The 12,402-nt window shown below is 48.0% G+C and carries 7 protein-coding genes; all 7 read right to left on the bottom strand.

Features of this window, described 5'->3' with window-relative positions; translation table 11 throughout:
• Positions 1 to 172: 172 nt before the first annotated feature.
• Complete coding sequence (locus AAE02nite_RS23405) at positions 173 to 1,078, bottom strand: DUF4249 domain-containing protein (RefSeq protein ID WP_146904185.1); 906 nt, start codon at positions 1,076 to 1,078, stop codon at positions 173 to 175.
• A gap of 12 nt (positions 1,079 to 1,090) precedes the next feature.
• Entirely contained in the window at positions 1,091 to 3,439 is a 2,349-nt protein-coding gene (locus AAE02nite_RS23400; RefSeq protein WP_146904182.1) for a TonB-dependent receptor, read from the bottom strand.
• A 445-nt stretch (positions 3,440 to 3,884) separates the two neighbouring features.
• Positions 3,885 to 4,868: an FAD:protein FMN transferase gene (locus AAE02nite_RS23395; RefSeq protein WP_170252677.1), complete on the bottom strand. Its 984-nt coding sequence runs from the start codon at positions 4,866 to 4,868 to the stop codon at positions 3,885 to 3,887.
• Positions 4,869 to 5,200: 332 nt separating this feature from the next.
• A complete protein-coding gene (locus tag AAE02nite_RS23390; RefSeq protein ID WP_146904175.1) occupies positions 5,201 to 5,623 on the bottom strand; it encodes a Dabb family protein in 423 nt (140 codons plus the stop codon).
• 548 nt (positions 5,624 to 6,171) lie between these two features.
• On the bottom strand, positions 6,172 to 9,258 hold the full coding sequence (locus AAE02nite_RS23385; RefSeq protein ID WP_146904171.1) for a PVC-type heme-binding CxxCH protein: 3,087 nt from the start codon (positions 9,256 to 9,258) through the stop codon (positions 6,172 to 6,174).
• 28 nt (positions 9,259 to 9,286) lie between these two features.
• Entirely contained in the window at positions 9,287 to 10,243 is a 957-nt protein-coding gene (locus AAE02nite_RS23380; protein WP_146904168.1) for a hydroxypyruvate isomerase family protein, read from the bottom strand.
• A 366-nt stretch (positions 10,244 to 10,609) separates the two neighbouring features.
• Positions 10,610 to 12,397 (bottom strand): RagB/SusD family nutrient uptake outer membrane protein, encoded by a 1,788-nt coding sequence (locus AAE02nite_RS23375; RefSeq protein WP_218033548.1) that lies wholly within the window; start codon positions 12,395 to 12,397, stop codon positions 10,610 to 10,612.
• Positions 12,398 to 12,402: the final 5 nt, after the last annotated feature.

The raw sequence follows: 12,402 nt of genomic DNA, 5'->3' as shown, positions 1-12,402 counted from the left end.
ATGTAGTAGGCAGCCAAATAGTTGCCTCCTGAATGACAGGGATGGATTTCTTAGACAAACAACTGTTCACAAGAAAATTTCGCGTCACACCAGTTTATAATCTATTCAAAATAATAAAATGGCCCGTCTGTTAGTTCAGGCGGGCCCTTTTATTTGTAGAAAAGCTATTTAATTACTCTACTCTTTTAGAGCCTTTTACCTCGTTGTAGGCAGCAAACACGCCCAAGCCGCCTTGCAGGTTGGTGTAAATTAAGGTTGGTTCGGCAAAAGGGTTACCATCGGTGTCTGCTTGCTGGTAAACCGAGCGGTGATAGCGGTAATAATGCTGATCGGTGACGGCCAGGGTAGCATAGAGCCAGTAAGGTTTTGGCGGCGGCTGGGGTGTATGTAGCTGCGAGCTGCCTTCGCCGGAGGAGAATAAGCCGCCATCCGTTTTTTCGTCGGAGTATAAATTTTTGTTTTTGTCGTTCCAGCTATTAAAGGCAAAAGGCTCTATGCGGGGCGGACCGTTGGGGTTCATGGGGTCGCGGCTTTCGCGGGTACCAGCCAGTGTACGGTAATAATTGGGTTGACCGGCTGCATCTTGCCATTTAAACGTGAATACCTCCACGGAAGCAGGCCCACCGGGATTATCTAAAGCTTTGGGCGAAACAGCCATATCGGTTATTTGTACCCCTTCGGTGCGGGGTACAGTGCAGGAACCCGACACGGCATAACCGCCAGGAGCCGAAACGGTTAGGGAGTAAGTCTTACCCGCTAATACAGGTAATTTAGAGGCGCTTACCCGGTATACATCAGGCGTAGGTTCGTAGCGTAAGCTTACGGTTTTGGTTCCATCCGATAATTGCACCGTGGCATTTGGTACGCGGGCTTCCTCGCGCGACATGCCTTTACCCACGGCCGGCTGCGTTTTCTGTAAATTAACCAACAGCACCGTATCCTGTGGCGAAATAAAAGAGACCACAGCTAGCTTAGGCGTAGTATCAATATTTACATCTTTTGTAACATCTGTTTCGCAAGACCCCAAGCCCAATATCAGTCCTAAATAAAACAGCTTATAAATATTCTGTATTTTCATGTTTAGCGGTTCCTAAAACTTAAAACTGTAACTCACCGATGGAATGATTGGGAACAAGGAAGTTTGTTTTACTTTGGTAACGGTAGAATTATCGTTCGGCTGGTATTCTGAGTCGAGGTAATAAAAGAACGGGTTCTTGCGGCTGTACAGGTTGTAAGCACTGATTTCCCAGGTACGTTCGCCCCAGCGTTTTTTCTTGTGAAACTGAATACCAATATCAAACCGGTGGTAAGCGGCCATCCGGAAGCTGTTTTTATCGCCGTACTCGGTAACGTACTGGCCGTTCTGGAAGCGGCTGTTGGGTTCGTGCGTAGGGGCGGTATAAGTATTCCGGGGCATGGTTATGGCGTTGCCGGTGCCGTAAACCCAGGTACCCGATAAGGTAATGCGCGAAGAAGGCTGGTAAATACCTACCACCGAAATATCGTGGCGGCGATCATAGCGGGCGTAATATTTTTTACCGAAGTTGAGCGAATCGAACTGTAACTGGGTCCAGGAGAGCGTGTAGCCCACCCAGCCCGAGAACTTGCCTATTTTGCGTTGCAATAAAAACTCCGCGCCATACGACCAACCCTGGCCTGCCGTAATATTGTTTTCCCAGTTTACCGTTTCCGCCGATTCGGCATCGTCGATGAGCAGGAAGCTGGCTCCCTCTTTGTACCCGATAATATTATCTGATTTCTTGTAATAGCCTTCCACCGTTAAAGAAAGATTCTGCTTCGGGAAATCTTTGGCTACGCCCAGCGCTACTTGCTGCGAACGCTGCGGAGCAATCCGTTTCGTGGAAGGTACCCATAAATCGGTGGGTAAGCCAATGCCGGTATTACTCAGCAGGTGCACAAACTGGTTCATGGTGGCGTAAGAGGCTTTCAGCGATAAATCTTCGAATAATCGGTAACTCACGCCTAAGCGGGGCTCGGGCCTAAAGTAAGATTTGCCTTTCACGCCGAAATGACTCAACCGGATGCCGGCGTTCAGGCGCAATTGCGGAAAAGGCCGGTAAGTATCTTCAACGTACACGCCGGTTTCGGATACATCAATATTTGAGACTTCCCGCACGAATTTATTTATATCGGAATCCTTAACTACCAATGCGCTGGGCTTAAAGCGGTGGTAAGTGCTCAGTACACCAATCCGGATAGAATGCTCCGGGTTAGGCAAATAATCTAAATCGTATTTTAGGCCAATATCGCGGATGCCCGACAAATAATCGAGTTTGAATTCTTCATTTGAGCGGTTTTGTTCTTCCGAAAAAATATTAAACTGGTACTGGCTGTAAATCAGGGAGGCATTGGCAAATAAGCGATCGTTAAATAAATGGTTCCAGCGCAAGGTGCCGGTGGCGTTGCCCCAGTCAATACCCGTGCGCGTGCGATCGCCATCATCAAATTTTTCGCGCAAATAAAAGCGGTCCTGGCCAAAATAGCCGCTTATATATAATTTGTTTTTCCGGCCAAAATCGTAGTTAACTTTGGTGTTGAGGTCGTAGAAATAATAACCCGCTTTGGCTTCTTTCGGTAAAAATGGGCGAATCAGCAAATCGGCGTAGGTGCGGCGGCCCGATACCAGGAAAGAAGAAATGCCTTTCTTTAAAGGGCCTTCTACGGTTAACCGCGACGAAATGAGCCCGATGCCGCCTTCGCCGTGTACTTCTTCTTTGTTGCCGTCTTTCATGTTCAGCTCAATCACCGACGACAAGCGACCACCATAGCGGGCTGGAAAACCGCCTTTGGTCATTTCCACGCTTTTTAGCGCATCGCCGTTAAACAAAGAGAAGAAGCCAAATAAATGAGAGGCGTTGTAAACGGTGGCATCATCCAGGATAATCAGGTTTTGGTCGGGGCCACCGCCGCGTACGTAAATGCCGCTGTTGCCTTCGCTGCCCTTCTGCACGCCAGGCATCAGCTGAAGCACTTTCATTACGTCTTTTTCGCCGAGCAGGGCCGGAATATTTTTAATTTGCGCTACCGGTACCTCAATATTGCTCATTTGCACCGCTTCGCTTACTTTTTCGCGTTGCTCCGTGCCCACAATTTTTACTTCCTGCAGCACCGCATTGGGCTCCAGTTCTATATTTAATTCGGTGTTTTGTCGGAGTTTAATCCGCCGGATTTCGGGCCGGTAGCCCACGTACGAAAAGGCTAACTCAACCGAGTCGGCAGCAGGAAGGGTAAGTGAATAAAAGCCGTAGGTGTTCGAAGCCGTCCCCACGCTGGTGCCGGGCCGGTACACACTCACCCCGATGAGCGATTCCTGACTCCCTTTCTCCCGGACGTAGCCGCTGATGGTGTACTTGTTCTGGGCTAACAGAGGCAGCTGGCTGCTGATCAGCAGCAGTATAATCAGAGAAATTCTCGTCATGGAACAGGTGAAAGTTTATATCGAACATAATATCCAGCTTTAATATATAGAACAAGGGTAATGAAGCAATAACCTGACCAAACTACGGTATAAAATATAATAGCAGCTACCTTTGGTCTTTAAATAATTGTAAACGAGTAGCTTATTGGATAGTGTATTTTTTTCTTATGTTTTTCCGGATTAATTATCTCCGGTTATGCTAATTGCTTAAGTGTTCGCTTTTGCGTAGCAACATACAAAAGCGGACAGTAGCAAACATTACCATTCGGACCATCATCCAGGCCAAGTGTTTTATCAGGGCTCAAATTAGAATAGTTGTTACCGGCATTCAATTTTAAATGGGCGGTTGCCCGAATTAAGCCGGTGAATACCCCAAAATGTGCCTTGAATGGTTTAAGCCGGAAACGGCAGAATTAAAGCGATAACGGGAATGTAGGAGCTATATTTATTCCGTACTTAAAAGTGAAGTGTTGAGTTTTTTGAATCGTCGGGAAAGCCATTGGCGGGTATGGTCTTTTTCCTGCCGGATAAAAGAAGCCGCCGCACCTGGTGTTTTATCGGCCAGCGCCAAACCGTCGGTTGGGCCAAGTACACTAACGGCCGTAGAAAGCCAATCGGCGGTAAGGCCGTCGCGGGCGACAATGGTAACACGGCTCTGGTCGGTAAGTCCCAGGCCGGTAAAAGGGTTGAGAATATGAGAATAACGAACCCCGTCCAGAACCAGGTACTGGTATAAATCGCCGGAAGTAGCTACCCCTTGGTGTTTTAGCAGTAACTTTAACTGTTGGGTAGTGTCGGAGGGAGCCGTAATGCCCAGGCTTACTGCCCAGCCTTTGGTGCCAGGCGGCGGGCGGCTCACCACAATATTGCCGCCGCCATCTACCAGTGCCGATTTAATGCCGTGCTTTCTTAATATTTTCAGGGCTTCGTCTACGGCATAGCCTTTGCCAATCGCCCCCATATCCAAATGCATATCCGGCACGGCTAACTGCACGGTTTTTGCTTTTTTATTTAGTTTCAGGTGCTGGTAACCCACCGTTTTTCGGGCTTGGGCCAGCACTTCGGACGTAGGCAATTGCCCTTGCCTCCGGGCCCGGCGCCACAACTGCACGTAAGGCCCAACGGTTACATCAAAAGCGCCTTTCGTCCGCTCCGATACTTCTACCGATTTTTTCAACACAAACCATAAATCTTTACTAACGGGTACCCACTGGCCGGTACCGGCCGTGCGGCAAAGTTGGTTGAGTTCGCTATTTTGTTCGTAATCGCTGAGAATTTGGTTTAATTGGGCTACCCGGTTAAAAGCATCCCTTGCCGCCTGGCCCGCCTTGGTTGAATCTGGCGCATACAGCACTATCCGGAACAGGGTACCCATGTGCCGTTGGCTGTATTCGAATCTGGTTAATGGTTTTTGCCCAAGGGCAGGCATGTAAAAAAAACAGCTTAAGACCCAAAAGCCCACTAAGCTTTGCCAGTAAACCTTACCTCTTGAATATTTCCGAAATTGCATCAGAAACAAAATTAGGAATATTACTTAGCGGAAATAAATAAGGATGGCTAATTGTGGCGGGTTTTGTTAAAATAGTAATGGACTTCTTAGTAAGAGCAAGCTGCAAAGAATTGCCTCCTGAAAGATATTAGGTAGTACTGGTGTGGGCACCCCGCAGGTGTACATCATTTTCGTGCCCTCACATCCGGGAAGATTATCTGCCGTTAAAATATTGTTTAAATAATTATAGCGCCCGGCGGCTGGCAGTTAAATCAGGGGCGAACCTGGGAATTAATGACCAGCACTTTTTCCCAGATGGCTTTGTTTTGTTTTATAAAACGCTGGTGCACGGGATGAACCGAATAAAGTTTTATTTCATCTTCGTTGCGGTAAGTGCAGTAATGCATTACATCGTATTCCGGCTTTTCGGTAAGGTCTCCCAGAACAGTAGGGCCCGCCTGATACGATAAAATATAGGAGATGCTGTCTTTTAAATTAGCAAAGCCGCGCATGTGCTGCTGAATTGCTTCCGAGGTGGTACCCGCTTTGAATTTAAAACAAACAATCCGCTGAATACGGGCTTCTGCGGGTAAACTTGAAACAGGGACCTGCTGGGTGGCAGCGGAAGTAAATGTTTTTTGGTTACAGGCCAATAACAGAAAGATGCTTAAGACACTAATTAGAATTTCTCTCATGCTAAACTTTAACAAGCAATAATTTAATATTCTTCTTTTTAAATTAATACCAATATTAAAGGAATGCTGTGCTTTGGTAAGCTCAGTTTTTAAGCCTCCTCTGATGTTAAACCCACCCCTAGCCCCTCCGAGGAGGGAAATTAGCTCCTCCATCAGCCACTAACACGCTTAACACAAGCGCAGTAATGAATAATAATTGGTATAATATGAAGAGGAGTAATACTAATAATTAGATTGTTTAATATAAAACGAAAAACGACAAGTCTGATTAAACTCGCATAGTAAAAATATTATAAGTTATTCTTTACCGGAGTAACTCTCAATAAGGTTTATATGTCCCTGCGTAGTGAGATAAGTTTTTATGATTACCTGATAACCTTTTACTTTTTTGGTCTGCTAATATTACTTTAATGGAGGTGCCTGGGGCAGTTGCTTCACTTTTACAACTGCCCCAGGCACCTCCATTACTTTCTCTTGTATATCTTTCTTTTAATCCAATTTAATGTTCACTCATTATTAATGACATATTAGCTTACGAACAGATCGGATTACTGTTTGGCAGTTGATACTTTTTTGAGCGAAGCCAAATATTCTACCAGGTTTACCAAATCCTTTTCCGACATACCTTGCTGCAGGTTGGCTGGCATCAGCGATTTGTCCATTTGCTTTTTAGAAACCACGTCTTTCATGGCATAGCTCATTACCTGCCCACCAGGTAAGCGCAGGTCCAGTTTATCTTCGGTTTGGCTGGCAATAATACCTACCATCTGGCTGCCATCTTTTAATTTAACCGTGTAGCCTTCGTAGCCAAAACTAATACCGGCATCGGGGTGCAGAATAGCCGTGTACAAAGCCTGCTTGGGTAGTTTGCTGCCGATTTCGGTTAGCTCGGGGCCAAACCAAGCACCTTCGTTATTCACCTTGTGGCAAACGTTGCAACTCTGGGCAAAAACGGCTTTCCCGCTGGCGGCATCACCGGTCATTACGGCTAGCTGCGCAATAGGTGAGAGTGGTTTGCCTTCGCGGGTTGGCTTCTTAAAATAAATAGCAGCTACTTCTTTTATTTCCGGACGCCAGGCACGTAGCAGCGTATTAGCAGCTGTTTCTTCCAAATCCGCGGGAATCTTTTTATTCTTAACCAGCTCTACCAGGCGATCCTCGCCGCTCCCACCGGCACCAAATTTCTGCAAAGCCAATTGGCGGACTGGCAAAGAACGTTTGGTATCGAGCATGGTAGTTTGCAGCAAATCTTTCACCTGGCTGTTTTCGAAGTTGCCAACGGCGGTTATCATGCCCAAGGCTATTTGCGGATCTTTGCTGTTAAAAGCTTTGGCCAGTACTTCGGTTCCACCGGGGGCTTTGGCCAAAGCGCGGGCCGCCGCGCGACTGGTTTCGCTGCCGGGTTCGGTAAGCGCCAGGGCTTGTAATTCCTGGTTGTACTCGGGTAAGCCGTGCTGCTCCAGCAACATGGTAAACTGCTTCGTACCCCGGGAGGCTTCGATGGTCCGTTTCAGGGCGGCCTGGAATTTAGCATCTTTTTGCACCGATTTATCGCTGGCTTGCAAAGCCAGCGCCGTCATTTCCTTCTGCACCGGACTGTTGCCATCCATTAAACTCAACAAAGCCTGCTGTTTGGCCGCTGATGTTTCGTGGAAATCGAAAGCCCGGAAATAATGCGGCAGTTCAGCGGCATTGGTGGTTTGCTGAATAATCTGGGCCAGTTTAGGCAACGCAGCGGCGGAGCGGAAGCGCCAGATGAGGTCGCGGTCAGGAGCCTTGGTAATATCACCGCCACCTTTAGCGGTCCAGGCAGCAAAGAAGCTGTCGGCCTGCAAATCAGAGGCGATACCTAAGGCTTCCAGGTACCACTTGTCTTTGCCATTGTATTGGCTGGCCAGGTCGGCCCAGATAGCCGGTGCTTCCGCCGATTTGTTATAACGCAAGGCAATAGCTACTTCGCGGCGAACCTGCGGGTTAGCGTCTTTCGCCAGCATTTTCAGAATTGGGGTTACATCTGTTTTCAGTTGTAGCGCCGCCCTTAAGCCGGTAATCCGGATATCAGATTCCTTATCTTTCAGGGCCTGGTCGATGTATTTTGGGCCGCGTCCTGCTATTTTGCTCAGCAGCCACAAGGCGCGGGCCCGTTGCCGCGATTCACCGTTTTTCCAGAGCTTAGCCAGTTCTTTTTCGGCTTTGCGATCCATCTGGCGGAGGCTGGTCCAGGCAAAGTAGCGGGTTTCCAGGTTCGGGCTTTGTAAGGCTTGCACGGCACCTTTGGCAGTACTCACGTCAAATTTTGGTACGGTGTATGGTGTGTTGGGTGGAGCTACCCGGAATACCCGGCCTTTCTGCACTTCGCCCTGCTGATGACCACCTACCCCTGGGTCGTACCAGTCGGCAATAAACAGCGAGCCATCCGGCGCTACCGTAACATCCGATGGCCGGAACCATTGGTCTTTTACGCCTTTTACAATATTTAATATCTCGGCTTTGTAACCAGCACCGTCCGGCGTTACCGGGTAAGCCCGTACTACATTGGGGCCGGCATCGGAGTGAATCATCTGGTTCTGGAACGGGGCGGGTAATAATTTGCCTTCGTAGATGAGTATTCCGGTTGGCGAGCCCGCACCGGTTTGTAATAAATTCGGTACCACACCCGGGTCGTTCAGGTGCCAGTGGCGCAGCGGAATTTCCGTTTCCTGGCCAATGCGGTAAGCGCTCCAGCCGGCACCGGTTTTTTCGTCCTGGTAGCCGTAGTTGCCGTAGGGTAGCACGTAATTAATGCGCACGCCGCGGTTACCGTCGTCGTCGTTATCGGATTGCCATAGGGTACCGTAGGAGTCTACAGCTACCTCATAGTTATTCCGGAAATTATGCGCCAGTACTTCAAATTCAGAACCGTCAGGGTTGCAACGGAACACCATGCCCTGGCGGTAAGGTTTGCCGTTATCGGCAACAATATTGCCGGCCTGGTCTTTTATGGGGTTCCCATTTTTGTCTTTGATCTGCTTGCCTTCGTTGCCGAAGTTGAAATATAATTTACCATCGGGGCCAAAGGTAAAGGTATGCATGCCGTGGTCGTGCTGCACGCCGCCAATGCCGGTAAATAATAATTCCTTTTTATCGGCTTTGTCGTCGCCGTCGGTATCGGTAAAAATAAATACGTTGGGCGAGGCCGATACAATTACTTTATTTCCCAGCACGGCTATACCCAAAGCGGCATCTACGTCTTTACCCTGGTAAAAAACTTTCTGTTTATCGGCTTTGCCATCACCATCCACATCTTCCAGAATCAGGATGCGGTCGCCTTCCGGCCGCCCTTTATTTTCGGGGTTATGCTGGAGGCGGTAATTTACCGCTTCAGTTACCCATACCCGGCCTTTGGCATCAATATCCATGTTGGTCAGGTTCAAGGTCATGGGGGCGGTGGCAAATACTTTGGTTTCTAGGCCGGCGGCGGTTTCCAGCCCGTCGGTTTCGGGGTCAGCTACAGCCAGTAGGCTCTTGCCCGGGTTAAAGGCCACGCTAACAGCCATTAAGGCTGCCAGCGTAATGTCGGCTCCCGGTTTAAAGAGTCGGTGCCGCGTAATCCGGGGCATGCGAGCCGATAAATCTTTCAGAAAATTATTATGCATGGGTGGATAATACTAAAAAATAAAATACTTAAGATATGCTAAAGCTGTCGGCCTGTACGTAGGCCTCAATTACCGCTTGTTCGCCTTTTTTGTCGGGCATCGCGTTGCCATGTTCCATACCCACTACACCTTTAAAACCTTTGTTGTAGATGTGCTTGAAAACGTTACGGTAGTTTATTTCGCCGGTGCCTGGTTCTTTCCGACCCGGTTCATCACCCACCTGGATGTAAGCAATTTCGTTCCAGGTCCGTTCCATGTTGTAAATAATGCGGCCTTCGTTTTTCTGCATGTGATAAATATCAAACAATATTTTACACGAAGGGCTGTTTACGCCTTTGCAAATCATGTAAGTCTGGTCGGAAGTCCGCAGGAACAAGTCGGGTGAATCGCTGAGCGGCTCCAATACCATGGTAATGCCGTGCGGCTCCAATATTTCAGCACCGCGGCGCAGGGCTTCAATTACGTTGCCGGTTTGTACCCCAATCGGTAAACTGCGGTCGAAGTTACCGGGTACTACGGTTACCCATTTGGCATTTACGCGTTTGGCAGTTTCTACGGCGCGTTTACAACCGTTCAGGAATATTTCTACGTGTTCCGGTTTGCTGGCTGCTAAGGTGTTGGCGCCGTTGCCACCTTTATCAACTACAAAAACCCCCATGGTCATGTTCAGACGGGCCAGTTCTTTGCCAATTTTTTCCTGTACATCCGCCGGACGACCCATCAGGCCGTTATCTTCGAGGGCGGTAAAACCCTGGTCGGCCATAAACTGCAATTGCTTTATCAGGTCGTCGCCGGCCAAATTTTTAAACATGCCAAAGTGCGGGGCGTAGTTTAGCTTAAATTTGCGCTTGGCAGCAACCGAGGCCGGAGCCAATGGACCTTTTACAAAAGGCAGGGCCGCCGAAGCGCCTAATACCGATGTGCTCATAGCTAAAGCCGCTGAACCGGCAGCCAATGTTTTCGTAACAAAATCTCGACGTTTCATAATTTTAATAAGGTTCCCGTGTAGGTTGGGGGCTAATTAGTTGGTGTATAAATTAACTGAAATATAAAATAATAATTCTAATAACTAAAACTATTTGATTATTACTTATTGTAAGGTTTACAAAGTTTAATCAATTATCCGGTTCAAGTTCACTATTTTATAAAATCGGTTAGGCTATTTATTTAAACACCAATCATTGTTGTATTCGAACCTCGTTTTAGCTAGTGCCCGAAGCTAGTGCCAGGGTTGTTGCGCGTTTACTCCTGTTTTTGGAGTAGCTGAAGGACGTTAATTTATCTCCTTTATTCCGGCCAGAAAAGCTGTACTTCCAGCGCAGCTTTTCTGGTCAGGGTAAAGCAAATTTTCTTAATAAAGCGGATTCTGAATAAGCTTATTATTCCGGTTCATTTCATCAATCTTTATCGGCAGGAAGTAGAACCGCGGGTTCCAGGCGCGATCCTGGGCTTTGATAACAGCGTAGGTGCGGTTGGTGATAGTGCCGTCTGCGTTCATGGTGCCATTCACTTCTACACCAGTTGCATTTTCATAGGCCTGCGGAGCAATCATCCAACGACGAACATCGTAGTACCGATGCTCTTCATACGCTAATTCTACCCGGCGTTCGTTGCGGTAACGCTCCAATAATGCGGTGCCACTTTCAGTTACCGGCGGCATGCCAACCCGGGCTCTTACTTTATTAATATACGTGCGGGCTTCCGTTTCCTGACCTAAACCTAAACAAGCTTCGGCATAATTCAGCAGTATTTCGGCATACCGGAAACGGCGCCAAGGTAGTTGCTGCTTGTTATACTGATGATCAATATTGGGATCGATAAACTTGCGCAGGTAATAGCCCGTGCTGCCGCCATTCCAGTCTTCAATTGGGCTCTTTTTGGTATCGTATCCAGGTACGGTAGTACCATCGGCTCTCTTATAAAATCCTACCTGTACCAAACCTCGGGGTTCGCTTCCTCTTACATCGGCCGGCCGTATCCGCCAAGATGCTCCTTCGTATAAAATACTGGCATAAAACCGCGGATCCCGGTTTACATAAGGGTCAGCTTTGTGTAAAGGATTGGTCCAGTTAAACTTAGTGCCATCCTGCATTTCGTAAGAGTCGGCTAATTGCCCAATAGGGGTGTTGCCGCCCCAGTTGTGCCAGCCATTCGGACCATTAAATAAGCCAGGGTTTCCCCGGTCCCAGGCGTTATCATGGGCAACGTCCCAGAATTGCAGCATAATATCTTCGGAGTTGCCGTTATTCAGGAATAAACCCGCATAATTTTTAGAAGCCACGTCGGCCGAACCCGGATTTTCGCCGCCATACAGGTTATACAAACCTAAATCTATAACAGCCTTGGCCGCATCCTTGGCGGCCTGCCAGCGGGCTTGCCGGTTGCCACCGGTATAACCCACCAGTTCTTTATTTGTAAAGTTGCCCGCCCAGGAAGCATTCGAATTAAACAGATCGCTGGCCGCGTATAACAAGGCACGGGATTTTAAGGCTAATGCTGCTCCCTTAGTAGCGCGGGCTTTGTCGCCGGAAGCCGGCAATAAAGCCGCCGCTTTATCACACTCCTCGGCAATGAATTTTATACTGTTCTCGTAAGACTCTCTTGGCGCCGTAAATTCATCGGTAAGGGTGTAGGCCTTGTTTATAAGCGGTACGCCACCGTATAAAGACACTAGCTGATGATAAAAATAAGCCCGCAGGAACAGTACCTCTCCTTTTAAAGCATCCTTCTGCTTGGGATCATCGAAAGGTACCCCATCAATTTTCTCCAGAAATAAATTACAGGCCCGGATATTCTTATAACTATTGTTCCAGGTCATGTCTCGCAGCGAACTGGTCCAGAAGGAGGGATCAAAAATGGCCATATAACTGGGCGTAATCTGGCTTTTGGTAACGTTGCTACTTTCCCAATCCCAAACCGCCATCGATTCGTCGGTAGTAGAAGATAGCATCAGTGCGGTCCAGGGAATAGGAATACCCAGGTAGATATTATTCACAAAGGTTTTGGCGAGTGCGGGATCCTGCCAAACGGCGGTATCCGAAAATTTATCTACGGGCGGTTTGTCCAGAAATTCGGTATCGCAGGAAGTTGAACCGGCTAATGCACAAGCTATTAATATTTGATATATTCTCTTTTTCATGATCA

Origin of the sequence: Adhaeribacter aerolatus (assembly GCF_007991635.1) — a bacterium.
In the GTDB taxonomy this organism is placed as follows: domain Bacteria; phylum Bacteroidota; class Bacteroidia; order Cytophagales; family Hymenobacteraceae; genus Adhaeribacter; species Adhaeribacter aerolatus.
Note: the sequence above shows the minus strand (reverse complement) of the source record. Positions and strands in the feature narration are given on the sequence as shown.